This window comes from Aeromonas sp. FDAARGOS 1402 (genome assembly GCF_019046925.1).
Lineage (GTDB): Bacteria > Pseudomonadota > Gammaproteobacteria > Enterobacterales > Aeromonadaceae > Aeromonas > Aeromonas caviae.
Genome location: NZ_CP077201.1, coordinates 2,362,088 through 2,388,470, shown reverse-complemented (window position 1 = coordinate 2,388,470; position 26,383 = coordinate 2,362,088). Strand labels below are relative to the sequence as shown.

Annotated in this window: 17 protein-coding genes, 5 tRNA genes and 1 riboswitch; of the genes, 9 read left to right on the top strand and 13 right to left on the bottom strand. The window is 62.3% G+C overall.

Annotated features, from left to right (window positions below):
• Positions 1-368 precede the first annotated feature (368 nt).
• The 6 genes from I6L32_RS11445 to I6L32_RS11420 form a co-directional block, all read right to left on the bottom strand.
• The gene (locus I6L32_RS11445; RefSeq protein WP_041212969.1) at positions 369-1,370 is read right to left on the bottom strand and encodes an ABC transporter ATP-binding protein; all 1,002 of its coding nucleotides are present in this window, start codon (positions 1,368-1,370) and stop codon (positions 369-371) included.
• 91 nt (positions 1,371-1,461) lie between these two features.
• A complete protein-coding gene (locus I6L32_RS11440) occupies positions 1,462-2,499 on the bottom strand; it encodes an ABC transporter ATP-binding protein (protein ID WP_103243643.1) in 1,038 nt (345 codons plus the stop codon).
• Between the two features lie 25 nt (positions 2,500-2,524).
• Entirely contained in the window at positions 2,525-4,342 is a 1,818-nt protein-coding gene (locus I6L32_RS11435; protein WP_043154299.1) for an extracellular solute-binding protein, read from the bottom strand.
• Positions 4,343-4,424: 82 nt separating this feature from the next.
• Entirely contained in the window at positions 4,425-5,468 is a 1,044-nt protein-coding gene (locus I6L32_RS11430; protein WP_041212459.1) for an ABC transporter permease, read from the bottom strand.
• A 2-nt stretch (positions 5,469-5,470) separates the two neighbouring features.
• On the bottom strand, positions 5,471-6,496 hold the full coding sequence (locus I6L32_RS11425; protein ID WP_010675471.1) for an ABC transporter permease subunit: 1,026 nt from the start codon (positions 6,494-6,496) through the stop codon (positions 5,471-5,473).
• A gap of 356 nt (positions 6,497-6,852) precedes the next feature.
• The gene (locus I6L32_RS11420) at positions 6,853-7,125 is read right to left on the bottom strand and encodes a hypothetical protein (RefSeq protein ID WP_216943902.1); all 273 of its coding nucleotides are present in this window, start codon (positions 7,123-7,125) and stop codon (positions 6,853-6,855) included.
• 110 nt (positions 7,126-7,235) lie between these two features.
• Here I6L32_RS11420 and I6L32_RS11415 point away from each other — a divergent pair, with 110 nt between their 5' ends.
• The 7 genes from I6L32_RS11415 (at position 7,236) to I6L32_RS11385 (ending at position 14,990) form a co-directional block, all read left to right on the top strand.
• Positions 7,236-9,842, top strand: a complete 2,607-nt coding sequence (locus tag I6L32_RS11415) for a TonB-dependent siderophore receptor (protein WP_045525716.1) — start codon at positions 7,236-7,238, stop codon at positions 9,840-9,842.
• Between the two features lie 102 nt (positions 9,843-9,944).
• Positions 9,945-10,709 carry a DUF3450 domain-containing protein gene (locus tag I6L32_RS11410; RefSeq protein WP_010675473.1) on the top strand — a complete coding sequence of 255 codons (765 nt, stop codon included), beginning with the start codon at positions 9,945-9,947 and terminating at the stop codon, positions 10,707-10,709.
• A complete protein-coding gene (locus I6L32_RS11405) occupies positions 10,706-12,079 on the top strand; it encodes a MotA/TolQ/ExbB proton channel family protein (protein ID WP_216943901.1) in 1,374 nt (457 codons plus the stop codon). Before I6L32_RS11410 ends, I6L32_RS11405 begins: the two co-directional genes overlap by 4 nt.
• Positions 12,080-12,089: 10 nt before the next feature.
• Positions 12,090-12,617 carry a MotA/TolQ/ExbB proton channel family protein gene (locus I6L32_RS11400; protein WP_045525714.1) on the top strand — a complete coding sequence of 176 codons (528 nt, stop codon included), beginning with the start codon at positions 12,090-12,092 and terminating at the stop codon, positions 12,615-12,617.
• Between the two features lie 66 nt (positions 12,618-12,683).
• Positions 12,684-13,091, top strand: a complete 408-nt coding sequence (locus I6L32_RS11395) for a biopolymer transporter ExbD (protein ID WP_010675476.1) — start codon at positions 12,684-12,686, stop codon at positions 13,089-13,091.
• A gap of 16 nt (positions 13,092-13,107) precedes the next feature.
• Positions 13,108-13,743, top strand: coding sequence for an energy transducer TonB (locus I6L32_RS11390; RefSeq protein ID WP_010675477.1), 636 nt, complete (start codon positions 13,108-13,110; stop codon positions 13,741-13,743).
• Between the two features lie 11 nt (positions 13,744-13,754).
• Entirely contained in the window at positions 13,755-14,990 is a 1,236-nt protein-coding gene (locus I6L32_RS11385) for a lipopolysaccharide assembly protein LapB (RefSeq protein WP_042014300.1), read from the top strand.
• A gap of 342 nt (positions 14,991-15,332) precedes the next feature.
• Here I6L32_RS11385 and I6L32_RS11380 read toward each other — a convergent pair whose 3' ends face one another.
• Complete coding sequence (locus tag I6L32_RS11380; protein WP_216945159.1) at positions 15,333-18,356, bottom strand: glycosyl hydrolase family 18 protein; 3,024 nt, start codon at positions 18,354-18,356, stop codon at positions 15,333-15,335.
• Between the two features lie 145 nt (positions 18,357-18,501).
• Positions 18,502-18,585, bottom strand: a riboswitch (cyclic di-GMP riboswitch).
• A gap of 293 nt (positions 18,586-18,878) precedes the next feature.
• Between I6L32_RS11380 and I6L32_RS11375 the strand changes: the two genes are divergently transcribed.
• A complete protein-coding gene (locus I6L32_RS11375; RefSeq protein WP_216943900.1) occupies positions 18,879-21,020 on the top strand; it encodes an ExeM/NucH family extracellular endonuclease in 2,142 nt (713 codons plus the stop codon).
• A 616-nt stretch (positions 21,021-21,636) separates the two neighbouring features.
• Here the strand turns inward: I6L32_RS11375 and I6L32_RS11370 are convergent.
• From I6L32_RS11370 to gltX, 6 genes are all read right to left on the bottom strand, one after another.
• Positions 21,637-21,712 (bottom strand) — tRNA-Ala (locus tag I6L32_RS11370).
• 34 nt (positions 21,713-21,746) lie between these two features.
• A tRNA-Ala gene (locus tag I6L32_RS11365) sits at positions 21,747-21,822 on the bottom strand.
• A 48-nt stretch (positions 21,823-21,870) separates the two neighbouring features.
• Positions 21,871-21,946, bottom strand: a tRNA-Ala gene (locus I6L32_RS11360).
• Positions 21,947-22,009: 63 nt separating this feature from the next.
• Positions 22,010-22,085: transfer RNA gene (locus I6L32_RS11355), tRNA-Ala, on the bottom strand.
• Positions 22,086-22,113: 28 nt separating this feature from the next.
• A tRNA-Ala gene (locus tag I6L32_RS11350) sits at positions 22,114-22,189 on the bottom strand.
• Between the two features lie 383 nt (positions 22,190-22,572).
• The gene (gene gltX / locus I6L32_RS11345) at positions 22,573-23,988 is read right to left on the bottom strand and encodes a glutamate--tRNA ligase (RefSeq protein WP_198497895.1); all 1,416 of its coding nucleotides are present in this window, start codon (positions 23,986-23,988) and stop codon (positions 22,573-22,575) included.
• A 263-nt stretch (positions 23,989-24,251) separates the two neighbouring features.
• Between gltX and I6L32_RS11340 the strand changes: the two genes are divergently transcribed.
• Entirely contained in the window at positions 24,252-26,354 is a 2,103-nt protein-coding gene (locus tag I6L32_RS11340; protein WP_198497896.1) for a methyl-accepting chemotaxis protein, read from the top strand.
• Positions 26,355-26,383: the final 29 nt, after the last annotated feature.

Genomic DNA, 26,383 nt, shown 5'->3' with positions numbered 1-26,383 from the left:
CATATGTTCGAGAATCTGGCAGTGCTGTTCCACCTGAAGGGTGCAACCAGCAAGAAAGGTGCTGAAGAGAAAGACACTTATGCGCCTGCAACCCGCAATTACTACTTCCGTTATGGCGCCTGATATCGCCTGTCCGGAAGTTGAAATTAGCAACGTAATAAAACTACAAAACAACTCAGCAATCCACACAACAGTCACCCCCATCGGGGCGCTGTCCTGCCCGGGCCAGAATTTCCACGGCCAAACCTGAACTCCAACCATGAAGATGGGGCCCGCAGGCCCCATTTTTTTATTCCGTTTCCGCCTCTATTGCGCCTCCTCGGTGCCATCTTGCAGCGATGCCGGTCGCGACGCGGCGGGCGCCGGCATCATATCGCCTTTCCCAACGGGACCGCCTCCTGCACGGGCAAGGGGAAATGGCAGGCCACCTGATGCCCCTGCCCGCCGCACGCCTCAAGGGCAGGCGAGCGGGTGCGGCACAGATCCGTTGCATGGGGGCAGCGCTGGTGAAAATGGCAGCCACTCGGCGGCGAGATGGGGGACGGCACATCCCCCGTCAGCAGGATGCGCTGGCTGCGCCGCCGCGGATCCGGCACCGGAATGGCGGAGATGAGGGCCTGGGTATAGGGATGGCGCGGTGCCAGGTAGAGTGCCTGGGCCTCGGCCAGCTCGACGATCCGGCCCAGATACATCACCGCAATCCTGTCCGAGATGTGCTTGACCACCGACAGGTCATGGGCGATGAAAATGATGGCGAGGTTCATCTCCCGCTGCAGATTGAGCAGCAGGTTCACGATCTGGGACTGCACCGACACGTCGAGCGCCGACACCGCCTCGTCACACACCAGCAGCTTGGGCTTGAGGGCGATGGCGCGGGCGATGCCGATACGTTGGCGCTGGCCACCAGAGAACTCATGGGGGTAGCGATCCACCGCGCTGCCGGGCAAGCCGACTTTCTCCAGCAGCTCCTGCACCCATGTCCGGCGCTGTTCGGCGTTGCCCTTGCCGTGGATGATGAAAGGCTCCTCCAGGATCTGCCCAACCGTGTGGCGGCTGTTGAGGGATTCTGCGGGATCCTGGAACACGATCTGCATCTCCTGACGCAGGGATCGCATCTCCTTGGGCGAGAGGTGGGTGATGTCACGCCCCTCGAAGGTGATGGAGCCGGCGCTCGGCTCGAACAGCTTGAGCAACGAACGCCCCAGGGTGGACTTGCCGCATCCCGACTCCCCCACCAGGCCAAGGGTCTCCCCCTGCCTGAGATCAAAGCTGATGCCATCCACCGCGTAGACGGTGTATTGCTTGCGCAAGAAACCACCGCCCATCTTGAAATGCTGCTTTAAATTGCTTACCGACAACAAGCTGGTCATGACTTCCATCCCCGACGATTCATGGCAGCAGACGACCTGGTCGCCTTCCCGCCGCCAGGCTGCCCTGCGACACCCCGTAACACCAGACCGTTCATAGGCTCACCTCCTTCCAGTGGTGGCAGGCCACCCCGTGGCGTTCGCTCAACTGCTCGGTCACCGGTATGGTCTCCACGCAAAGGGGCGTGGCATGGGGGCAGCGGTTGGAGAAACGGCACCCCGCCGGCATCTCGTGCAGGGCGGGCACCTGACCCTTGATGGTCTTGAGCAGGCTCTTTGGCACATCTTCCAGACGCGGGATCGAGGCCATCAGACCATGAGTATAGGGATGGCGCGGGTGGTCAAACAGTTCATAGATATCGGCCCGCTCCACCGCACGCCCGGCATACATCACCACCACCTCGTCGCACAGCTCCGCCACCACCCCGAGATCGTGGGTGATGAAGATGATGGCCATGCCGGTCTGGGCTTGCAGCTCCTTCATCAGATCCAGGATCTGGGCCTGGATGGTCACATCGAGCGCCGTGGTCGGCTCGTCGCAGATGAGCAGGGCAGGTTCGCAGGCCAGCGCCATGGCGATCATCACCCGCTGGCGCATGCCGCCGGAGAGATTGTGGGGATAAGCCGCGAAACGCTGGGCAGGCTCGGGGATCCCCACCTTCTTCAACATGGCGATGGCGGCGTCACGGCGCTGGGCCTTGCTGTAATCGGGGCGGTGGAGGCGAAACACCTCCATCAGCTGATCGCCGACCGTCTGCACCGGGTTGAGGGCCGTCATGGGCTCCTGAAAGATCATGGAGATACGGTTGCCGCGCACCTTGTACATCTGCTCCGGCGGCAGATTGAGCAGCTCCTCCCCCTGAAAGCGGATGGAGCCCCCTACCACCTGACCGTGGGGCCTTGGCAGCAACCCCATGATGGCCAGCGAGGTGACGCTCTTGCCGCAGCCGGACTCGCCGACTATCCCCAGGGTCTTGCCCGGGGCGACCTGGAAGCTGACCCCGTCGAGCACCTTGATCTTGCCGTCGTCGACGGCGAACTCCACCTCGAGATCCCGCACCTCGAGGATGGGGGACAGAGACTGCCCCTCATGATCGCTGGTGCCGGGGGCGGTGGCCTGTGTGTTGGGCATGACTGCTGCTCCCTTCTGGGCCACATCAATGATGTGCATAGGTCTTGTCGATCAGGGTGATGGGGGCCAGCGCCTTGCCGTCAGCCTTGGCCTTCTGGGTCTCCTCCTTCACCTTGGGATCGATCCAGAGCAGGCCGCCACTGCTGTGGGGGTAGCCATCCATGGGCCAGTAGAGCAAATCCGGGGTGTTGCGGGTGGCGGGCACCTCCGGCAGCATCACATAGCGCCAGCTGCTGGCTCGCACGTAGTTGAGCTGAACGCCGGGCACGAAGATGGCGAGATCATAGATGCGCTGCTGGATCTGGTGGGAAAGCGCGGCCCGCTTGTCCATGTCGAACTCGACGTTGTAGGCGTCGATCAGGCTGTCGAGCTCTTTGTCAGCCACGTTGAACAGGTTGTTGGTCTGGGGCTTGTTGGCGTTGTCGGAGTGGAAGGACTCCCAGTATTGAGGATAGAGACCGCCGCCCCCCCAGCCAAGCCAGGCCGCCTCGTGTTTCTTCTCCAGCATCACCTTGAAGCCGGTGGCGCCATCCACCAGATTGAGCTCCAGATCCAGGCCCGCCTTCTTGGCCTCTTCCTTGAGCACGGTCAGCCGCTTGGAGTGCTCCTGGCTGGTGTAGGTGAGGGCCAGGGTGAGCCGCTCTCCCTTGTCGTTTTGCAGGATGCCGTCCGGTCCCTGCTTGCCGTAACCGCCCTTGGCGAAGTACTCCCGTGCCTTGGCGATGTCGTAGGCCCGCTCTGGCAGCGCGATGTCGGTGAAGGCCCCGAAGCCAGAGCCGAAGGTGGTAGCGCGGTCATAGTCGCCGTGCAGCACCGTCTCTATCATCTTGTCGATGTTGAAGGCGTGCTGGATACCGAGCCGCACGTTGAGATCCGCCAGCTTGGGATTGGCCACGTTGAGGTGAACCCCCTGCCCCCCCTGCTTGGTGTCGGTCATGGCCATCACCTTCTGCACGTATCCCTGCTTGTACTCCGGGGTGACCGCCTTCTCATGCCACCAGTTGGGCAGGATCATCTCGAAGGTGTCCAGCTCCCCCTTGAGGAAGTGGCGGAACGCAATGTTGTGGTCGCGGATCACCTGCACCTTGATGGTGTCGAGGTTGAACCTGTGCTGGTTGTAGCGATCGTCTTTTGCCCACCACTCCTTCTGCTTGCTGAAGGTGACGGACTTGCCCTTCTTCACGTCGCTCATCACGTAGGGGCCCGTGGTGGGTACCACGGCCCAGTTGTACTGCTTTACCCAGTTCGGGCCCATCTTGTAGTAGTGCTTGGGCTGGGGCCACAGCTCGGTGGTGTTGAGGAGATCGAGCTTGGCCTTGCGGCTGCCCGCCTTGACCAGGATGGTGTGGTCGTCAATCTTCTCCACCGCCACCACCTCGGTGGTGTAGTAGTTGTTGAACCAGGGGCCCTTGATGTCCTTGGAGCGCATCATCTCGTAGCCGAAGGTGTAGTCATCGGCGGTGACCGGCTTGCCGTCGGACCACTTGGCGCGCGGGTCGAGCCTGAAATAGACGGTCTGGCTGTCCGGCGCGATGGCCCAGGCATTCGCCAGGGCCGGAATGGGGTTGCCCGTGTTGGGATGGAAGCTGATGAGCCTCATCTGGTTGTCGAGGATGAAGGAGCGGAACGAGCCGTTGGAATCCGGCCCCACGGTGCGAAACGTCAGCGGGAAGCTGTCGACGAAGAGATTGAGGTTGCCGCCGGGCAGCGCCTTGGGAGAGGCGAACACAGGGTCGGTGTCGTTGGTCTCCCACGTCAGATCCGCGGGCAGGCTGGCCGCCCACACCCAGGATCCGTTCAACAGCAGAAAGAGAGCACCTGTCCATTTGATTTTATTGTTCATGTTTGACTTCCTGGTCATGCCCCTGCACTGGGGGCGTCTTCATTAAGGGTCCTGTCGATGTGCCCTGGCAAGGCGCCACCGCTCACTGATAACGGGTAAATTTGCGCGGATCGAACGCCTCCCGGATGGCCTCCCCGATGAAGGAGACCATGATGAGCACCAGGCTCACCGCCGCCACCACCGAACTCACGATCCAGATGGCGTCGAGGTTGTTGATCCCCTGGGAGAGCAGCTCCCCCCAGCTCGGGGTCGGCGGCGCCAGGCCAAAGCCCAGGTAGTCCAGCGCCGTCAGGGTGGAGATGTTGCCCACCACGGCAAACGGGGCCAGGGTGACGATCATCATCAGGGTATTGGGCAGAATGTGGTTGAAGATGATGCGCCGGGTGCTCGCCCCCTGGGCCCGCGCCGCCATCACGTAGTCCCGCGCCCGCTCCTTGTAGGTGAGGGTGCGCATGTACCAGGTGATCCCCATCCAGCCGAACAGCACGTTGATGCCCACGAACAGGCCGAAGTTCGGCTTGGCCAGGGAGACCAGGATCATGATGACGTAGAGGAAGGGCACCTGGGACCAGATCTCGATGAAACGCTGCATCAGGAGATCGAACCGACCGCCGAGGAACCCCATCATGCAGCCGATGCTGACCCCGATGACATAGCTCGCCACCAGCGCGATGAAAGCAAAGCCGATGGCGATGCGAAAGCCGTAGACCAGCCGTGCCAATACGTCGCGACCGCTGGTGTCGGTGCCGAGGAAGTGGCGCTCCGCCAGGCTCGGGGCATAGGGCGGATAGGCCTCCTCCTTGAAGTCCTGCTCATAGGGGTTCCAGGGGACCAGGGGCAGCAACACCCAATCCCCCTTATCTTCCTTCGCAAATTGGCTCTTGAGCTGGCGGTAGTTGGTCTCGTACTCGTAATCGAGCCCGAAGTGCTGGCCCGGGATCACGTCCCCATAGGTGGGGAAATAGAGCTCCCCCTGATAACTCACCGCCAGGGCCCGGCTGTTGACCAGCAGTTCCGCCAGCAGAGAGATGACCACCAGGACCGAAAAGATGACAAAGGAGTAGTAGCCGCGCTTTATCGACTTGAAGCGCTTGAGTTTTTTCAGAGTTACCGGATTCAGGTTCATGCTCACTCTCCAAACCGCACGCGGGGATCGACCAGGGCAACGCAGATGTCGGAGACAATGTTGCCCACCAGCATCAGCATGGAGGTGATGGCCAGAATGCCCATGACGGTGGGGTAATCCCGCTCGACAATGGCCTCATAACCGAGCAGGCCGATGCCGTCGATGTTGAAGATGGTCTCGATGAGGAAGGAGCCCCCGAAGAAGACGGTGAGCACCGACCCTAAGTGACTCGCGATGGGGATCAGGCTGTTGCGCATGGCGTGATCGGTCACCGCCTTGCGAAACGGCAACCCCTTGGCCACGGCGGTGCGCACATAATCCGCCGACAGGTTCTCCATCAGGCTGTTCTTCATGGTCATAGTGAGGATGGCGAAATCCCCGATGGCGTAGGCGATGAGCGGCAGCAGGGCGTGGGCGAAGACTGTGCGGATCTGATCCCAGCTGCTCTCCATCCCGTCAAACTCGTCCCCCGGGAAGCCCCCCATGGGCAGCCACTCCAGATGGAACGCAAAGACGGTGATGAGGAAGATCCCCACCACGTAGGCGGGCAGCGCATAGGCCATGTAGATGAGCATCGAGCTCAGGGAATCGAAGCGGCTGTTGTGCCTGAGCGCCTTGGCCACCCCGAGCGGGATGGAGACGGCATAACTCAGCAGAAAGGTGGCGAGCCCGAAGAAGGCGGTCACCGGCAACCTCTCCTTGATGAGATCCCACACCGGCTCGTAATAACGGGTCGACTCCCCGAGATCCAGCACCGCCAGCTTCTGCAACCAGTCCCAGTAGGCGACCAGCATGGGCTTGTCGAGGCCGTAGAACGCCTTGAGCTCTTCAATCTGTTCGTCGGAGAGTGCCTGCGCCCCCTTGCTGCCACTGGAGCGGCCGGACTCGTTTTGCGAGACCTGCGCCTGCAGCAGCATGCGCTCAACCGGGCCGCCCGGCACGAAGCGGGTGATGGTGAAGACGAGCAGGGTGATACCGAGAAACGTCGGGATGATCAAAAGCATCCGACGTAGGAAATACGACAGCATGGTGGAACCTCGTCCTTGTTGTTCTTTTATGGCCAGTCACATCCGGTGACGGGCCTATCCTTACCTGGCATTACTCACTGAATTGACTGGCATTGGCAGACAATCCGGCTCGGTCACTGTAAAAGCTCTGCAACAAAAATCAAGTAGAACCCTGTCTGCGACCAGGAATGTCCCCCCGCAGCATATCCCGCGGATGATTTTTTCCAAAAAACCCAACTTCAATATAAAAAACTGCTACGCCGACCCGTCAAACTCGATTTTAATTATTAAAAAATTAATTACACAGGTGTTTTAATCCATGCAAAGCAAAGCAAAATCAACAAGTTAATGATAAGCCGGACTGCTTTCTTATTTACCTATAAAAGAAGAGGGATAGCCGCCCCCACCATCCGTTCCCCGGAAAACGCTCTCGCCACAAAAGCAGATGAAAATACTGCAAAAAACCGTTTTCTCGATATCGACACTGGAGTGACAAGCGACTTATCGATAAGTTCAAAAATAATCAATAAAATTGTAAAAATCGAATTTAACAACATCTTTACATAAGTTGACGCGGCATTTACGGAATAAAACGCCAAAAATATTCCATCAAGTGCATATTCCCATCTAATTCCCTCTACTGCCCCCATCCCCGCCGCTCCATTTGACGTCCATCACCAAACCTTGATAAGCCTTACGCACCGCTCCAACGAGGGCGGTAATGGAAGCAAACAATAAACAATCAGGAAGGATACTAGCGATGCTTAGGAAAAGCAGACTCTCTGCTGCCGTAGCGTTTGCCTTGGCGAGCGCGGCAGTTGTGGCCACCCCTGTCCTGGCCGAAGAGGGCCAGAACGTAGAAAAACTGCAAAAAATCAAGGTCACCGGCTCCCGGATCTCCCGGGTCGATGTGGAAGGCTCCACCCCGGTCGTCTCCGTGACCAAGGCGAAAATCGAGCAATCCGGTCAGCAGACCGTCGCCGATTACCTCAAGCAAGCCTCCTACAACTCCTTTGGCGGCGTCTCCCCTGCCTCCGGCAGCTCCTTCCAGTCCCAATCCACCGTCGGCCTGCGCGGCCTGGGTTCCGAGCGTACCCTGGTTCTGCTGAACGGCAAGCGGGTAGCGGGTTCCCCCACCATGGGCGGCACCTCCATCAACCTCAACACCATCCCCATGGCCGCCGTTGAGCGGGTCGAGGTCAACCTGGACGGCGGCTCCGCCATCTACGGTTCCGACGCCATTGGTGGCGTGATCAACGTGGTGCTCAAAGAGGGCTACGAAGGGCTGGACTTCCAGGGCCGCATTGGCTCCCCGAGCGAAGAGGGCGGCGACGAGAAGAGCGGCTCCATCGTGGCAGGGGTGGCCGGCGAGAAGGGCTCCCTGATGGCGGTCTACGAGCACGACAAGAAGGACGTCATCTACAGTCGCGATCGGGACTATCTTGCCAAGCAGGGCAACGACTCCCCCAGCCCCTACGGCCGCAACGTGGAGGGGATCACGGGTCTTGACGCCAACGGCGACCCCATCTGGAAATACGGCCCCCTGGCCGGCGCCACCAATGCCGACGGCTCATGCAAGGAGCCCTTCGTCGGCTTCGAGGGCGGCTGTAACTTCAACTACGGCCAGGTCGCGGCCACCACGGCCTCCCGCAGCCGTGACACCCTGTACGTAAACGGTCGCTACCACATCAACGACAACGTGGACTTCGTGCCGCAGATCATCGGCTCCCGGGTCGAGAGTTTCGGCCGCTTCGCCCCGGCCGCCGGTGCCTTCACCATTGACCCGGCCAACCCGAAGAACGCCCAGTTCTTCACCGACAACGGCCTGGATGCCGCCGCCACCCAGGGTCTGGGTGAGGCTGCCTACGCCTACTACCGCTTCAGCAACGTCGGTCCCCGTGACAACTATGTCACCGACACCACCGGCAGCATGAACCTCGGCTTCGAAGGCACCATCGCCACCGAAAGCGTCGGCGACATGCAGTGGAACGCCGGCTACATGTACTCCAAGACCGACAACAAGGAGAACGGCACCGGTTACGTGCTGAAGTCCGCCGCCCAGCAGGCGATCGCCGACGGCAAGTTCGTCGGTGGTGAGTTCGACCCCCAGAGCACGGCCTCCATGGCCGCCGACACCAGCCGCCGCGCCACCATGGACTTCTACCAGTGGTACGCCGGTGTCCAGTGGGACATGGGTGAACTGCCGGCCGGTCCGGTCAGCTGGTACGCCGGTGCCGAGTACAACGACTGGGTCTATGCCGACAAGTACGACGCCCAGTCCGAAGCAGGCAACATCATCGGCTCCGCAGGCAACTCCTCCGGTGGCGTGCGTGACGTGACTGCCGCCTACATCGAGTCCCTGGTGCCCATCACCGAGCAGATCGAGCTGAACGTGGCCGGTCGCTTCGACAAGTACAGCGACTTCGGCAGCGCCTTCTCCCCCAAGGCGAGCCTGCGTTACCAGCCGCTGGACAACCTGATGCTGCGCACCTCCTGGTCCCGTTCGTTCCGCGCCCCCAGCCTGAGCGATCTCTACTCGGCTGATTCCGAGTCCGCCGACTGGGCGAAGGATTACGTCTACTGCGAGGCCAACGGCATCTCCGCGGCAGACTGCCCGAACCGCCAGTACACCACCACCCGTACCTCCAACGAGGATCTGAAGGAAGAGACCGCGGACACCTGGAACTTCGGGGTGGCCTACAGCCCGGTGGATGACCTGAACCTCTCCCTGGACTACTACACCATCAAGATCGAGGACGTGATCCAGCTGAACTCCCTGCAGTCTCTCATCTATGACGAACTGAACAGCGGCAGCTCCAGCAGCATCACCCGCAACAGCCAGGGCAAGATCGGTAGCGCCATCGCTCCCATGGTCAACCTGGGGACCCTCGAGACCTCCGGCCTCGACCTGAAAGTGGATTACACCTACGACCTGAACTACGCCACCGTGCGTTATGACCTGGGCGGTACCTACATCCTGAAATACAAGGAAGGTCTGTACGCCGGTGGTCCCGTCATCGACAAGATCGGCCAAAACGGTCTGCCCCAGATGCGCTTCAGCTCCGGTGTGGGTGTCAACGTTCCCCAATGGTGGAACATGGATACCTACCTGAGCGCGAACTACATCGACTCCCAGAGCCAGGACTACATCGCCGATACCGGTGAGGAAGTGGGCCACATCGCGTCCCAGACCACCTGGAACCTGAACGTCGGCGTGGAAGCGCCCTGGAACGGCAAGATCCAGGTCGGCGTGAAGAACATGTTCAACGTGGGCCCGTCCCTCGAGAGCGATGGCTTCACCTATGACGACGAGCTCTACAGCATCGACGGTCGCATCTACTACCTCGACTACAGCCAGAAGTTCTAATCCACCAGCAAACCACAAGCCGGCCCGTTCGGGCCGGCTTTGCCCAAGGTCCCAAGGAAGTTACGGAGATAGGGTAATCCTATGAAAACAAGGACAATTACAATGAAGAAAGCGCTCCTCGGCAGCCTGATTTCGGCTGCCTTGCTGACCAGCTTCAATCTGAGTGCCGCCACCGCCGGTCAGGCCGTGGACGCTCAAGCCGCCACCGACAATGCATCCAAAGTTTCCCAGCAGAAGATCGACAGCTACGCCGAATCTGCCGAGTCTGCCCTGGCCCAGTACAAGGCCGCCCTGCGCCAGGTAGACAGCCTGCGCGCCTACAACGAGCAAGTGGGCAAGATGGTCGACTCCCAGAGCGCCGAACTCGCCTCCATGCAAAAGCAGATCGCCCAGATCGACCAGACCAGCACCGAAGTGGTGCCCTTGATGCTCAAGATGATCGACTCCCTCGAGCAGTTCGTCTCCCTGGACCTGCCGTTCCAGAAGGTGGAGCGTGAGGACCGCGTGGCGGCCCTGACCGATCTCATGAACCGGGCCGACGTCACCATCTCCGAGAAGTACCGCAAGATCCTCGAGGCCTACCAGATCGAGGAGGGCTTCAGCCGCACCATCGAAGCCTACAAGGCAAGCCTGGACAAGGATGGGGACGAGAAGACCTACGAGTTCCTGCGCGTAGGCCGCATCGCCCTGCTCTACCAGTCCCCGGATGGCAACGAGACCGGCATGTGGAACAAGAAGACCCGCCAGTGGGAAGTACTGCCCCAGGAGTATCGCAGTGCGGTTGAACAAGGCCTTCGCATCGCGAAGAAGCAGGCGCCCCCCGCCCTCATCAAGCTGCCGGTTCAAACTGCGGAGAAAGCATCATGAAAGGAATCAAACTTGCCATCGCCTCGCTGATCGCGGGCGCTACCCTGGTCACCCTGCCGGTGACCGCCGCCGAGAAGCCGGTGGATCTCAACGCCCTGCTCAATCAGGTCAAGGCCGCCAGCACCAGCGAATCCCAGCTCAACAAGGAGCGGGAAGCCCGCTTCCTGGCTGACAAGAACGAACAAGGGGCCCTGCTCGCCAAGGCCAAGGCGGATCTCGCCGCCGAAGTCGCCAGGGGCGAAAAGCTCAAGGCCACCTTCGATGCCAACGACAAGCAGCTCACCGAGCTGACCGAAACCCTGCGCCAGCGCTCCGGCAACATGGGCGAGATGTTTGGCGTGCTGCGCCAGTTCGCCGGTGAATTCAAGGGGATCTTCAATGCCTCCGCCCGCCGGGTCGAACATCCCGAGCAGACCGCCCTGCTGACTCGCCTGGCCGAGAGCAAGGAGCTGCCCTCCAGCGATGACCTGACCGCCTTCTGGACCACCACCCTCAGCCGCATGGTCGACGGTGGCAAGGTAAGCCAGATCCCGGCCACCGTGGTCTACGGCGAGGGCAACCAGGCCCAGAAGACCGTGACCCAGATAGGCGAGTTCAACACCGTCTCCGAAGGCAAGTACCTCACCTTCGTGCCGGAGACCGGCAAGTTCGAGCAACTCTCCCGCCAGCCCGAGAACGCGGTGCTGGAACCGGTCGCCAAGTTTGAACAGGGTGGCGGCAGCGTCGAACCCATCTTCATCGACCCGTCCCGCGGCGTGATCCTCTCCCTGCTGGTGCAGTCGCCAACCCTCAAAGAGCGCATCGATCAGGGCGGCTCCGTGGGTTACGTGATCCTGGCACTGGGGGTCATCGGCACCCTGCTGGCGCTGTTCTGCGGTGCCCGCCTCTCCCTCATCGGCGGATCCATGCGCAAGCAGCTCAAATCCGATCAGATCATCAAGGGCAACCCCATCGGCGAGATGCTGGGCGCCTACCAGGATCACCGGGGTGACAACATCGAGGATCTGGAGTCCAAGCTCGACGAGATCATCCTGCGCAACGTGCCCAAGTTCGAGAAGGGCATCAGCATCATCAAGCTGATCGCCTCGGTGGCACCGCTGCTGGGTCTGCTGGGTACCGTGGTCGGCATGATCGCCACCTTCCAGGCCATCACCCTGTTCGGTACCGGCGATCCCAAGCTGATGGCGGGTGGTATCTCCGAAGCCCTGGTCACCACCATGCAGGGTCTGGTCGTGGCCGTGCCCATGCTGTTCCTCTACACCATCGTGCAGACCCAGAGCCGCCGTCTGATCCAGGTACTGGAAGAGCAGAGCGCCGGTTTCGTTGCCCGTTATCAGGAACGTCTGCACGCCGCCAAAGCCGCAGCCTAAGGAGTCACCCATGTGGTTCTGGTTGATTGAAGAAGTCGAGTCGGTCCGCCGGTTTCTGGGATTGGGGGGCGACGTACTGGTCGCCCTGTTCTTCCTGACCCTGATGATGTGGGCCCTGCTGCTGGAGCGCTGGTTCTACTTCATGGCGGTCTATCCCCAGCAGGTGAAACAGACCAAGACGGCCTGGCTGGCCCGCACCGATCACCTCTCCTGGTCCGCCAGGCAGATCCGCCGCGAGCTGGTCTCCCAGGTCGCCATGGCGGTGGACAAGGGGATGCCGGTCATCAAGGTGCTGATCGCCCTTTGCCCGCTGATGGGGCTGCTCGGGACCGTGGTAGGCATGGTGCAGGTGTTCGATACCCTGGCCATCACCGGCACCGGCTCCCCCAGGGCGATGGCCTCGGGGATCTCCAAGGCGACGGTACCGACCATGGCGGGCATGATTGCCGCCCTTTCCGGCCTGTTTTTTGTCAGCCGGCTCGATCACAAGGCCAAGCTGGCCGTGCAGAAGCTGGAAGACAACCTGAAACACGGCTGATGCAGGATGCACATCCCCGGCCGGGCCATGCCCGCCGGGGCACAGAACAAGCAAGGAGTTTTTGCCATGAGAAAACGTCACAGCGACAGCGGTGCTGACGAGGCGGCCATCGATTTGACCCCCATGCTGGACATCGTGTTCATCATGCTGATCTTCTTCATCGTCACCACCTCGTTCGTCAAGGAGTCCGGCGTGGAGATCAACCGCCCGAGCGCCAGCACGGCCGAGACGGTGAAGAAGGGGAACATCATGGTCGCGGTCCGCGAGAACGGCCAGGTCTGGGTCGACAAGCGCATCGTCGAAGTGGGTGCCGTGCGTGCCAACATCGAGCGGCTGCGGGCGGAGAACCCGGAAAGCGCCGTGGTGATCCAGGCCGACAGCGAATCCCGTTCCGGTCTGGTGGTGCAGGTCATGGACCAGATCCGCATGGCCGGTGTCCAGAACATCTCCATCGCCGCCGACAAGAGCAGCTGATGCCGGAGCGAATGCCATGAGATACCTGATATCGTTAGCGGTCTCCTGCGTGGTGGTGTTCTTCCTGTTTCTGGGAATGAACAAGCTCATCACGCCGGATCACCGGGAGCTGACGGAGCGGGAGGACGTCACCATGACCGACTTCATCCGCCTCAAGCCTCAGGAGACCTTGCAAGAGAAACAACGGGAACTGCCCAAGCCGCCGCCCCCGAAACGCCCGCCGCCCCCGCCCGAGATGGAGGTGGCGAGCACGGACAGGCCGAAGATGGACAGCTCCCCCATGGACATGCCCAAACTCGACATCCCGGTCAACATCGGTGGCGGCAACGCCTTGGGTGCCTACAGCACCGGCGGCGGTGGCGGCGGCATGGGCGGCAACAACGGCGCCATCCCGATGGCGACCTTCGAGCCCATGATGCCCCGCAAGGCGGCCCTGGCCGGTCTTGCGTCCGGCAAGGTGCTGGTGGAGTTCACCGTCACCGAGCGCGGTACCGTGAGCAACATCCGCATCGTCAAGGAAGAGCCCCGCAGCTATGACCTCGGCAAGGCGGCGCGCCAGACCATCGCCAAGTGGACCTTCAAGCCGGCCATGGTGGACGGCAAGCCGCAGGCCAGTCGCATGCAGCAAGAGATCGAGTTTGCGACCAACTAAGGAGGGTGGCGATGAAAAAGTTACATACCCTGATCCTCGCCCCGGTGGCCATGGCGGTGCTGCTCAGCACCGCCACCTGGGCCGCCGAACAACCCGCCCTGTCTGACCGCGCCTACCGCGCGGTCAACAAGGCCCAGGCGTTGATCACCGAGAAGAAATACGGCGAGGCCAATGCCAAGCTGCAGGAGGCGCTGTCCGGCGCCGGCGAGCGGGTCTACGACAAGGGGGTCATTTTGCAGACCCTGGGCTTCGTGGCGGCGCAGCAGGAGAAGTACGGTCAGGCGACCAAGTACTTCGCCGACGCCATCGCCACCGGCGGCCTGCCGCCCCCGGTGGCCCAGCAGGTGCGCTACAACCTGGCCCAGCTCTACATGGCGGAGGGGAACTTCAAGGGTTCCATCAACACCATGAAGGAGTGGTTCGCAAACCTCGGCAAGGACGAGAAGCCGACCCCGCACGCCTACATCACCCTGGCCAACGCCCATGTGCAGCTCAAGCAGTACCGGGAAGCCATTCCGGCGGTGGACAACGCGATCAAGCTCTCCGCGGGCAAGGCGCCGGAGTCCTGGTACCTGCTGAAGATGGCGGCCCACTACGAGCTGAAACAGTACAAGCCGGCTACCGAGGTGCTGACCGCCCTGGTGGACCGCTACCCGGAGAAGAAGAAGTACTGGACCCAGCTCTCGGCCATGCACATGCAGGCGGGCAACGATGCCAAGGCCCTGGCGGCACTGGAAGGGGCCTACAACCTCGGCATGCTGACCGAGGCCAACGAGTTGCAGCGGCTCGCCAACTACCTCGCCTTCGCCGGCATTCCCCACCGCGCCGCCCGCGTGATGGAGAAAGCCATGAAGGAGGGGCAGATCGAGAGCACCGCGGCCAACTACAAGACGCTGGCCAACTACTGGCATCAGGCCAAGGAGCTGGACCCGGCCATCGACACCCTGGCCAAGTCCTACAAGCTGGCCCCCAATGCCGAGCTGCAGCTCAAGATGGCGCGCATGATGATCCAGAGCAAGCGCTACCAGGATCTGGTGGCCTTCGCCGCCAAGCCTGCCGCCAACGCCAGCGGCGAGCAGCGGGCGGATCTGAAGTTCCTGACCGGGGTCGCCTATTTTGAGCAGCAAAAGCCCAAGGAGGCGCTCTCCGCCTTCACTCAGGCCGCCCAGAATGGCAACGTCAGTGGTCGTGCTTCCCCCTGGATCAGCTTCTTGAAAGAGCAACAGGGCGGCGCCGTCACCCAATAAAGCTGCGCGGCCCGGCTGGCGGGGTGGGGATCTCCCCGACTCGGCATCCGGGCCGCGACACATCGACAAGGGGGTCACCCCGCAGATTGCCTTGGTGGCAATTGGCCGCTCTTCGGAGCGGTCTTTTTTTATGGCACCGCCCCTGCCCTTTTCCCCTCCTTCTCCTGATACAAGGCACAAAAAAATCCGGAGCCTGGGCTCCGGATTGGGTCATTGCCTTGCGAGAGAACAGGCCATGCAAAGTGCCGGCCTGCCGCTCAAACGGTCATCAGTAGCTGCACACCAGCTTCCAGCTGCCGTCGCCCACTCTGAGTTCGCTGCTGGTATAGCAGCCTGGACAACTCAGTAGCTGCATATCAGTTTCCAGCTGCCGTCGCCCGCCTTGGGCTCGCTGCTGGTCCACCAGTTGGCCTGCCACACCGCCTTGTCGTTGGTCATGCGGTCGTTGCCATTGGCGTGATCCCCGCGCGGCCAGGCCGGATAGGCATTGTAGTCCGCCGGGTTGACGTTCTGGCTGGCACAGGTGGTGCCACCGCTGCCGCCGTCACCACCGCCACTGCTGCCCAGCACCGCCTCGGCCAGGGCCGGGAAGTCGGACTTCAGGCCTATGGTCTGGCTGCCGGCAATCAGGCGCATGCCGCTCGGCACGCCGGCGGCCGGCAGGTAGTAGGTCATGGCCACTTCCACGTCGGTGCCCGGCGTCCAGGCTTTCCAGGCCGGCAGCGTCAGAGCCACCTTGTGGAAGTCCTTCTCATTGGCGATGCCGTCCGAGTTCTGGTTGCCACCGCTCTCCACCACTTTCAGTCCCATGCCGCTCTGGTCGGTGATGGTGTCTGAGGTGGAGGTGGGGACCAGGAACTCGATGCGGGTGCCGCCCGGAATGGTCTGGGTCGATTTGTTGGTGAGCTTGAGGGTCGGGTTGATCGGGTAGTTGGAGTCCCCTTCCTTGAAGCCGGAGAGGCTCACGCCGATGCCGAGCTGGGCAGCCGGAGCCGGCAGATCATTCTGCTTCAGGGCCGCCTTGTCGGCCTTGCTGAACTTCTCGTAGGCGAGGCTGGTGAGGGTGCTGCCCATCACGTACTCGTTCTTCGCGGCGTCGAAGTCATAGTCCCCCGCCATCTCCCAGAACATGACGCCCCCCAGGCCCCGCTTGACGATGTAGTCGAGCTTGTGACCCATGGACTCTTCATCTTCGGTGGAGAGGAACACCTTCTTCTGCTCGTTCCAGAGCCAGGGCGCATGAGCCTTGTCGTCGTAGTAGCGCACATACTGGCCTTGCATCACGTGGGCCGGGTTGTTGGGATCCAGACCCCAGGCCTGGCCGTAGCTCGGCAGGGTGGTGATGCCGAGGCTGGCCGCGTGCTCCAGGTTCTTGGCATGCCACATGGGCACGGCGCCGCCGCCAATCTCCTTGCCGTTCTTGTCAAGGTCATGCCAGATGTTGTCGATGCCCACCGCCCCGTTGCCGCACGGAATGGTGCTGCCACCGGTGCCAGGCTGGCAATCGCTCTGGCTCGGCAGCGCCGCCTTGCCACCCAGACCGTGGGTGCCACCGGTGACCCCCTGCCAGCCACGGGTGTAATAGGGCACCCCTATGTTGATCTTGCCCGCCGCCAGGGCACCACGGAAGTAGTGGGCCGCCCAGGCGGAGTTGAGATAGCCGATGCCGCCAAACTGGGCCTGGGTGTAGACACCCCACTGGGACAACTCGGGATCCGCCTTGTTGTCGAACAGGGCGGCGTTGTGACCGACGAAGTGGTTCCAGGCACCGTGGAAGTCATAGGTCATCAGGTTGACGTAGTCGAGGTACTGGGTGACCTGGAAGTTTTCCATGCCGCGCAGCAGGTAGGCCGAGGCCGGCGAGGCGATGGTCAGCATGTACTTGCGACCGTCCTCGGTGCCGGCGCTGTCGAGCTTGTTGCGCAGGGTCTTCATCAGCACTTCATAGTTCGCAAAGAGCTTGCCGCGACACTGGTTGGAGAGCGGGAAATCGTTGGGGTTGCCCGCATCCTTCATGGAGGTGGGGTACTCGTAGTCGATATCCACCCCATCGAAGCCGTACTGGCGGATGAAGCCCACGGCCGAGTCGGCAAAGGCGTTGATGCCGGCGGTGTTGACCGAGCAATCGCCCTTGGTGGTGGCGGCGTAGAAGCCGCGGGTATCGGCCCAGCCCCCGACGGAGATGAGGGTCTTCACGTCCGGGTACTGCTTCTTGTACTTGGACAGCAGGTTGAAGTGACCCTTGTAGGCAAACTCCGGATCCATCTCGGCGCCCGGCACCCCGTTCCAGGTCAGCTTGGTGGCGGCGTCATCCACCTTGATGGTGTGACTCTGCTCGTCCACCGCCGCGAAGGCGTAGTTGATGTGGGTGATCTTGTCCCAGGGAATGTCGCTCACCAGGTAGGCGGGCAGGCCGTTCTTGCCGGTGCGCCAGGAGGTGAAATACCCGATGACGCGGCGGCCGTGGTCATCCCCCATGCACTCGCTGCCGTCGGCGCGGTAGATCTGGCGCACGTCGCAGGAGAGGTTGCCGCCGGTGGGGGGCAGGGCCGCCTCTTCCACCTGCACGTCCACCTGGGCCGACTCGCCAGAGAGGTTGGTCTTGTCGGTCGCCACCAGCTTGAGGCCGGTCAGCCCCTTGTTCTGGGGCGTCCAGCTCAGCTGCCAGGGGGCGCTGGTGTCCTCGCCCACCTTCTGGCCATTCACGAAGAGCTCGACCTTGGCGACGTCGTCATTGGCGTCGGTGACATTGCCGCTCACGGTGAGGGCGCGGCCCAGGGTCACCCTGGCGCCGGCGGCGGGGCTTGCGATGCTCACCCTGGGCGCCTCCGGGGCCACCACGGCGGCGACCTTGAAGCTCGAATCCGCCTCGCTCAGCACCTTGCCGTCTTTATCCAGCGCCCGGGCCTTGAGGGCGTGATTGCCCGCACCGGCAGCAGACCAGCTGGCACTCCAGGGAGAAGCCGTGGCGGTGGCGACCAGGGTGCCGTCGATGAGGTATTCCACCCGGGCGAGCGCCGTGACCGGGCCGCTCAGCGTCACCGCCAGGGCCACACTGGCCCCCTCGCTGACGCTGGCACCCACGGCGGGGGAGCCGATGGCGACGACCAGGGCCGGCGGCGGCACCTCGCCACCATACAGCTTCCAGGCATCGGCCCAGACCACCCCCACCCCGGGGGCATAGTGATAGGGGGACGCGCCGCACCAACCGGAGTAAGGGAATTCCTTGCATTCATAGAGGGCGCCTGCGTTGCTGACGATGTCGCCAGCCTTGTAGGCGGTGCCGGCCTGATAGGCGGTGCCGGCCTGATAGGCGGGGTAAGCGGCCTGCGCCCAGGCAGGGACGGCCGCAAGGGCGACCAGCATGGCAAGCCTGCTGGGCCTCAAGATCTGTTGCATATTGTTATCTTCCTTGTTTTGTCTTGGCTTCAATACCGGGAAAAGCGCAATCGCAACAGGGAACAAGGGAGCGACAACAGGCCATGGACGGGCCACAAACCCTCAAGTCACCCTGGGTAACCCCGCTGTCTGGCCCGGATGGGACAGATCGGAGGCTTTGCGTCCCGGCATCACTGCCGGTTTGCCCTTTGCCTGGGTTCCGTGAGGAACGGCTCGAGTATAGGAAGCAAGTGACCACTGCTCAATCTTTATTCTCGAAGGAAAATATGTGAATGCTGGCCGCCTCACACTTTTCGCTCCCACCTGATGACAAATAGATCATCAATATCAAACTGTTAGCCACGTCAAAAAATGGCAGATGGGCTCCTTTGTCTCCTCATAATGTGCGTTGGTTCACTGGTCAGAGCTGCCAGAAATGTGACAATGCGCGCCCTTGGCCACGATGCCAAGGCTATGGAAACACTGGCAAGAATAAAAAAAGGAATACCCATGAAAGGAACACCTACCCTGCTGTCGCTGGCCGTGGCGCTCGCGCTCGCGTCCCCGTCTCTCTACGCCGCCGGCTTCAGTTGCCCGGCCGACAGTGCCCTCACCCCCATCCCCGCCATCCAGGGCAGCGGCGACAAGAGCCCCCTCGTCCCGGACGATCAGTTCGAAAGCGCCCAGAGCGTCTCGGTCAAGGCGGTGGTCTCGGGTCTGGGGGAAAGCCTCAACAAGGGCTTCTACCTGCTGGATGTGCAGGGGGACGGCAACCCCGAGACGTCGGACGGCATTTTCGTCTACCTCAATGACAAGAACTTCGCCAGCAAGTACCCGGACATCCAGCCGGGCGCCCTGGTCTGTCTGGAGGCCAAGGTCGAGGAGTATTACGGCCACACCCAGCTCAAGCCCCTGTTTGACGGCAGCACGCCGCGCCTGACGACCCTGGCCCAGGGCGACGCCCCGGCCGCCACGGCGCTGCGGGTACTGGAGGGGGAAACCCTGGCCCGGGCCCTGGAGCGTCACGAAGGGATGCGGGTGCGCCTTGACGCCGACAGCGCCCTCAAGATCAGCCGCAACTTCAGCTACGACTATGCCGCCCGGCGCAACAACCTGGTGCTCGCTCACGGCGCCCCGCTGATGAAGCCGACCCAGCTCCATGTGGCGAGCAGCCCCGAGGCCGTGGCGCTGGCCGAGGCCAACGCCAGCAACCGCGTCTTCCTCGAGTCGGACTTCAAGGCGGGGGACGGCAAGCTCCCCTGGCTGCCCGCCTGGGAGCCGGAGCAGGGTTACCTGCGCATCGGCGATGCCCCGGTCAATCTGGAGGCCATGGTCGGCTACAGCTACAACGAGTACCGCCTGATCGTGCCCCGGGATCAGACCATCACCGCGGGGGATCTGCTGCGCACCGGCGACAACGACCGCCAGAGCGCCCCGGCCCGGCTGGATGGCTCTGACCTTCGCATCGGCAGCTTCAACGTGCTCAACTACTTCACCAGCCACTCCAGCGTGGGGGGCGCCCTCAACGTGCTCTGCGCGGATCAGGCGGATGCGGACAGCGCCAAGGGCTGCAACCGCGGCGCCAAGAGCCTGGAGGAGTTCCAGTTGCAGCGCGCCAAAATCGTCAACGCCATCACCGAGATGGACGCCGACCTGCTCGGCCTGATGGAGATGGAGAACAACGGCTTTGACGAGCACGCCGCCCTCCACGATCTGGTGGAAAGCCTCAACGCCAGGCAGAAGGAGGCGAGCAAGCACTATGCCTTCGTCACCCTGCCCAAGGCCCTGCTCACGGAGGATCGCTTCTTTGGCGGCGACGCCATCATGGTCGCCATGATCTACCGCCCCGCCCTGCTCACCCCGAGCGGGGATGCCGACGTCATCCCCCTGCCCCAGCAGCGCTACACCACGGGCGGCGTCACCAAGAGCGCCGGTCAGCGGGACTCCCTGGTCCAGCGCTTCACCGTGGCGGGCAGCGACGCCCCCCTGACCCTGGTGGTCAACCACCTCAAGTCCAAGGGGTCGGGCTGCTATGAAAACGGAGATGGCAAGACGGAGCCTGCGGATCTGCAGGGCAAGTGCACCGAGTTTCGGGTGAGCGCCGCCAAGGTGCTGGGGGAGGCGGTGAGCAAGATGCCGGGCCAGGTGCTGCTGGTGGGGGACTTCAACTCCTACGCCAAGGAGGATCCCATCCGGGTGCTGACCGACTATGCGCCGGTCGCGGGGGAGCGCCAGATCCGCTCCGCTTCCCACACCTACATCGGCGACAAGCCCTATGAACAGATGGGCCAGACGGTGGCCAAGGGTTACGGCCTGGTGGATCTGAACGTCAAGTTCAACCAGGAGAAGGCCATCTCCTACAGCTACGAGGCCGAGCTCGGCACCCTGGACTACGCCCTCGCCAACCCGGCGCTGGCTGACAAGGTGGTGGCGGTGGCCGACTGGCACATCAACTCCTTCGAGAGCAACCTGTTCGAATATGGCAGCGCCTACACCGGCGATCTCATCAAGTCGGACAACCCCTTCAGCGCCTCGGACCACGACCCCGTCATCGTCGACCTCAAGCTCAAGGAAGCGAGCAAGGGGGGTGGTGGCGCCATGGGCGCCCTGCTGCTGGCCCTGTTGCCGCTCGCCTGGCGGCGTCGTCGCTAAGACTCGGCATCCTCGATGCCAAGTGCAAAGCCCGCGATGATCGCGGGCTTTTTTTGTGCCAGGGCCATTTGAAAAACAAATGCAAAGGGCCACATCATGGGATTAATAAATACCCTGTTGCCCCCGCCTCGCCCCTTTCCCGGGGGGCTGGCACCCTGCCGACGGGGAAACCCGGTGCTGACACCAGGGGCCGGATGGCGTATCCCGCGGGCTGCCGAACGAGCCAACCGCCACGCGGCAGAGGATGGCATCGCGCAGCCCGCGCCATGGCCATGGCGGCATCGGCGCCAATCCCCACCCTCACCCCCGTCAGCAGCGGCCAGAGCCGCTGATGCCCTCGCGGACAGGGTGAAGCGCCATCGCAGGCTACCGAACGAGCCAACCGCCACGCGGCAGAGGATGGCACCGCGCAGCCCGCGTCATGGCCATGGCGGCATCGGCGCCAATCCCCACCCTCACTCCCGTCAGCGGCGGCCAGGGCCGCTGATGCCCTCGCGGACAGGGTGAAACGCCATTTGCCAGACAAATGCAAAGGGCGAGATCATGGGAAATCCAAATGACAGGCAAACAAAAAGGCCACCGCGATGCGGTGGCCTTGGTGCTTTCTTGCGAAAGATGGTGGAGCTACGCGGGATCGAACCGCGGACCTCTTGCATGCCATGCAAGCGCTCTCCCAGCTGAGCTATAACCCCGATGTGTGTGAGTGACACTGAATCACTCTGAATTTGGTGGAGCTACGCGGGATCGAACCGCGGACCTCTTGCATGCCATGCAAGCGCTCTCCCAGCTGAGCTATAACCCCAAATTCGGTACTCAATGAATGGTTCTGGCGGCCATTCATCCTCAATAATGGTGGAGCTACGCGGGATCGAACCGCGGACCTCTTGCATGCCATGCAAGCGCTCTCCCAGCTGAGCTATAACCCCACAAAGGTCGGCCTGGGTGATACACACCGCACTGCCCTGGGTACTTCATATCAATCGAGAACCTGGTGGAGCTACGCGGGATCGAACCGCGGACCTCTTGCATGCCATGCAAGCGCTCTCCCAGCTGAGCTATAACCCCTTGGATTCCAGATTGTTCGAGGAGAATTTGGTGGAGCTACGCGGGATCGAACCGCGGACCTCTTGCATGCCATGCAAGCGCTCTCCCAGCTGAGCTATAACCCCAACTCACCTCGGCGCTACCAAAGTTATCTCTGGCAACGGAGGCGCATGATAGGCATCACCCGCTTTGCTGTCAACCCAAAATTCTCGCCCACTGGAGCGTTTAGTCAAAATTCAGGCAGTTAGCTGTTTTTACCGCCAACCTCGTCGCTATGTCGCTGTTTTACGTCGCAAATCCGCTTGAGGCCAAAATACGAAGGGCCCCCGTCAGGGAGCCCTTTTCATGCCATGGCCGATGTTTATTCAGCGGCCATGCGCGCTTCGATATACGCCAAAGCGCGGTCGATACGGGCGAGGACCCGCTCCTTGCCCACCAGCGCCATCACGGCATCGATGGCAGGGGAGAGATTACCCCAGACCGGTGACGGCAATGTGCGGCGGCAAGCTTACTCGGCGGCCATGCGCGCTTCGATATACGCCAGGGCGCGGTCGATGCGGGCCAGTACACGCTCTTTTCCGACCAGCGCCATCACGGCGTCGATGGCAGGGGATTGACCCAGACCGGTGACGGCCACACGCAGCGGCATGCCGACCTTGCCCATGCCCTGACCCAGCTCGGCGGCGGTCGCTTCAATCAGCTCGTGCAGCGCCTCGGTGGTCCAGGTCTCCAGGGCCGCCAGCTTGGTCTTGGCCAGAGCCAGCGGCTCGGCAGCCACGCCGCGCAGGTGCTTCTTGGCAGCCGCTTCGTCGATGGCCTCGTACTCTTCGAACAGGTAGCGGCTCTGGGCGGCCATCTCCACCAGGGTGTTGCAGCGCTCGGCCAGCAGGGTGACCACGTCGGCCAGCGCCGGGCCATTGCTGGTGTCGATCTGCTGGTGTTCCATGTGCCATGCCAGGTGCTTGGCAACATAAGCCGGATCCAGGCTGCGCATGTAGTGGTTGTTCAGCCACAAGAGCTTGTCGGTGTTGAAGGCGGAGGCGGACTTGGAGATGGCATCCAGGCTGAACAGCTTGATCATCTCGTCCAGGGTGAAGATCTCCTGATCCCCGTGGGACCAGCCCAGACGCACCAGATAGTTCAGCAGCGCTTCCGGCAGGTAACCGTCGTCGCGGTACTGCATGACGGAGACGGCGCCGTGGCGCTTGGAGAGCTTGGCGCCGTCGTCACCCAGGATCATGGAGACGTGGGCAAACTCCGGCACCGGCGCGTTCAGGGCCTTGTAGATGTTGATCTGGCGCGGGGTGTTGTTGATGTGGTCTTCCCCACGCACCACGTGGGTGATCTCCATGTCCCAGTCATCGACTACAACACAGAAGTTGTAGGTCGGCGCACCGTCGGTACGGCGAATGATCAGATCGTCCAGCTCGGTGTTGGCGAACTCGATGCGGCCACGGACGTGGTCATCGAACACCACGGAGCCTTCGGTCGGGTTGCGGAAACGGATCACGTGGGGCGCATCGGCCGGGTGATCGTGGGCGCCATCCCGGCACTTGCCGTCATAGCGGGGCTTCTCGCCGTTGGCCATCTGGCCTTCGCGCAGCGCTTCCAGACGCTCTTTGGAGCAGTAGCACTTGTAGGCGCGGCCGTCAGCCAGCATCTCGTCGATCAGTGCGTTGTAGCGATCGAAGCGCTTGGTCTGGTAGTAGGGGCCCTCATCCCAGTTCAGCTCCAGCCATTCCATGCCCTCAATGATGGCGTCGATGGCCTCCTGAGTGGAACGTTCCAGATCGGTATCCTCGATACGCAGCACAAACTCACCGCCCTGGTTCTTTGCAAACAACCAGGAATAGAGTGCGGTACGGGCACCGCCGACATGCAAAAAGCCGGTCGGGCTGGGAGCAAAACGGGTTTTGACTTTCATCTTTAAGCCTTGTGTAGAGGGCCTTGGGCCAATTCGTTAAAAAAACCGTCGCATTTTAGCACCGACAATGACGGATGGGAAAACCATGGCGAGGCAGAGGGGAAAATAGGGTCTATTCCCGCAAAAACCGCTGTTTTAGAGTGATGTCTCAGAATTTTCCCTTTTTTCCCGCTTAGCTAGGCGAGGTTGCTGGAGAGATCTCCCGCACAGCCGATACTTCAGTCACCCCGTCAACGAACCCTCAACGATACAAGGAACGCACGATGCAGTTTCGTTCTATCCAGAATCGTATCCTGGTACTGGCCGGTGTCGCCATGACTACGGCCCTGGTCATCCTGATCCTGCTCAACCAGTATTCAGGCCGGCAGACCCAGCAGCTCACCATCGACTCCAGTCGAGCCGCCCTGCAACAGGAGGCGTGGCAGAAGGTGAGCGCCAACGCCCGTGCCGAGGCCGCCACCATCACCCAGCTGCTGCAAAAGGGGCTCTCCTACACCCAGCAGATGGCCAGCGTCTTCGCCCGCCAGCAGGAGGGCAAGCTGCCGCTCGATCGCCAGCAAGCCACCGATCTGCTCAAGGCCCAGCTTGCCCTGGAGCCTCAGCTCTATGGCGCCTTCGCGGGCTTCGAGCCCAACGGCTTCGACGGCCAGGACGAAAGCTTCGCGGGACAGGCAGCCCTTGGCAGCGACGACAAGGGGCGCTTCGTTCCCTATTTCTATCGCGACAAGGATCAGATCGGCAGCGATCTGCTGCTCTCCATCGAAAAGAGCGATCCGGACGAGTTCGGCAACCCGGCCAACGACTACTACGCCTGCCCGAAACGGGAGGGGCGCCCCTGCCTCATCGATCCCTTCAAGGTGGACATCAACGGCCAGCTGGTGCTGGTGAGCACCATCACCACCCCCATCCTGGTGGATGGCCGGTTCAAGGGCATCGCCGCGCTGGATCTGGCGGTGGACTCCATCAGCCGCCAGGCCCAGTCCCTCAACAGCAACATCTATGACGGCAAGGGGGAAACCCTGATCGTCAGCGCCGCCGGCGTCATCACCGGTACCAGCGGCGACGCCAGCCTGCTCGGCAGCCGCGCCGACAAGGTGCTCGGCAACGGCTGGCAGCAGTACCTCAAACCGGACGTGCAGCGCCAGGAGCTCACCGACGCGTTCCGTATCTCGGTGCCCATCGCGGTGCCCGGCATGGCCCGCAACTGGGCCATCATCGTCACCCTGCCCTACAAGGTGGTACTGGCGGGAGCGGACGAGCTGGCACGCCAGCTCACCGACATGAACCGCGCCGCCATGACCCAGCAGCTCATCGGTGCCCTCATCGTACTGGCGCTGGCCCTTGGCACCATGCTGGTCATTGCCCGCAGCATCACGGGCCCCATCCGCCAGATGGTCAGCCTGGTGGATGACATCGCCGACGGCGACGGAGATCTCACCAAGCGCCTGGAGAGCCGCTCCCGGGACGAGCTAGGGGCCCTGGCCCGGGGCATCAATCGCTTCATCGACAAGCTGCAGGCCCTGCTCGGGGATGTGCAGAAGACCGCGAGCGAGGTCCATCGCCACGCCGGGGATACCGATCGCATCGCCGGCCAGACCGACAGCAACCTGCAGCATCATCAGGCCGAGATGGAGCAGATGCTGACCGCGGTACAGGAGATGTCCTATGTCAGCCAGGAGGTGGCCACCCACGCCAACAACACCGCCGACTCCGCCAAGCAGGCCCAGAGCGCGGCGGACGAGGGCAAGGTACGCTTCCAGCGGGTGATCCACTCCATGCACAAGGTGGCCGCCGAGGCGGGCAAGGGAGCCGAGGTGGTGGAAGGGCTGGCTCACGACAGCGAGCAGATCACCAGCATCCTCACTGTCATCCAGGGGATCGCCGATCAGACCAACCTGCTGGCGCTCAACGCCGCCATCGAGGCGGCCCGGGCCGGCGAGCAGGGGCGCGGTTTTGCGGTGGTGGCCGACGAGGTGCGCAAGCTGGCGGGCAACACCCAGCAGGCGGTGCAGAATACCCAGGAGCTGATCGACAAGATCCGCCACAGCTCCACCAACGCGGTCAACGCCATCCAGCAGAGCCAGCAGCTGACCCATCAGGCGGTGGGGGAAGCGGATCAGGCGGAGGCGGCCCTCGGCAGCATCTTCCAGGCCATCGCCACCATCAACGACATGACCTACCAGATCGCCTCCGCCGCCGAGGAGCAGAGCTCGGTTTCCGAGACCGTCTCCGGCAATCTGTCAAAAACCAGCGCACTGGCCAACGACATCGCCAGGGACGCCACCAGCACGGCCAACGCCAGTCAGGCCTTGCGTCAGGCGGCGGAACGTTTGCAGCAATTGTTGGGTCAGTTTCGTCTCAGCTGATAATTTTCATGCTCCGGACTCTCCCCCTC

Excerpts from the sequence above, each read along its gene's own strand:
- I6L32_RS11430 (WP_041212459.1), bottom strand. The coding sequence starts at position 5,468 with ATGAACCTGAATCCGGTAACTCTGAAAAAACTCAAGCGCTTCAAGTCG.
- I6L32_RS11395 (WP_010675476.1), top strand. The coding sequence starts at position 12,684 with ATGAGAAAACGTCACAGCGACAGCGGTGCTGACGAGGCGGCCATCGAT.
- I6L32_RS11415 (WP_045525716.1), top strand. The coding sequence starts at position 7,236 with ATGCTTAGGAAAAGCAGACTCTCTGCTGCCGTAGCGTTTGCCTTGGCG.
- I6L32_RS11385 (WP_042014300.1), top strand. The coding sequence starts at position 13,755 with ATGAAAAAGTTACATACCCTGATCCTCGCCCCGGTGGCCATGGCGGTG.
- I6L32_RS11445 (WP_041212969.1), bottom strand. The coding sequence starts at position 1,370 with ATGACCAGCTTGTTGTCGGTAAGCAATTTAAAGCAGCATTTCAAGATG.
- I6L32_RS11410 (WP_010675473.1), top strand. The coding sequence starts at position 9,945 with ATGAAGAAAGCGCTCCTCGGCAGCCTGATTTCGGCTGCCTTGCTGACC.
- I6L32_RS11390 (WP_010675477.1), top strand. The coding sequence starts at position 13,108 with ATGAGATACCTGATATCGTTAGCGGTCTCCTGCGTGGTGGTGTTCTTC.
- I6L32_RS11425 (WP_010675471.1), bottom strand. The coding sequence starts at position 6,496 with ATGCTGTCGTATTTCCTACGTCGGATGCTTTTGATCATCCCGACGTTT.
- I6L32_RS11400 (WP_045525714.1), top strand. The coding sequence starts at position 12,090 with ATGTGGTTCTGGTTGATTGAAGAAGTCGAGTCGGTCCGCCGGTTTCTG.
- I6L32_RS11440 (WP_103243643.1), bottom strand. The coding sequence starts at position 2,499 with ATGCCCAACACACAGGCCACCGCCCCCGGCACCAGCGATCATGAGGGG.
- I6L32_RS11405 (WP_216943901.1), top strand. The coding sequence starts at position 10,706 with ATGAAAGGAATCAAACTTGCCATCGCCTCGCTGATCGCGGGCGCTACC.
- I6L32_RS11375 (WP_216943900.1), top strand. The coding sequence starts at position 18,879 with ATGAAAGGAACACCTACCCTGCTGTCGCTGGCCGTGGCGCTCGCGCTC.
- I6L32_RS11340 (WP_198497896.1), top strand. The coding sequence starts at position 24,252 with ATGCAGTTTCGTTCTATCCAGAATCGTATCCTGGTACTGGCCGGTGTC.
- gltX (WP_198497895.1), bottom strand. The coding sequence starts at position 23,988 with ATGAAAGTCAAAACCCGTTTTGCTCCCAGCCCGACCGGCTTTTTGCAT.
- I6L32_RS11420 (WP_216943902.1), bottom strand. The coding sequence starts at position 7,125 with ATGGGGGCAGTAGAGGGAATTAGATGGGAATATGCACTTGATGGAATA.
- I6L32_RS11435 (WP_043154299.1), bottom strand. The coding sequence starts at position 4,342 with ATGAACAATAAAATCAAATGGACAGGTGCTCTCTTTCTGCTGTTGAAC.
- I6L32_RS11380 (WP_216945159.1), bottom strand. The coding sequence starts at position 18,356 with ATGCTGGTCGCCCTTGCGGCCGTCCCTGCCTGGGCGCAGGCCGCTTAC.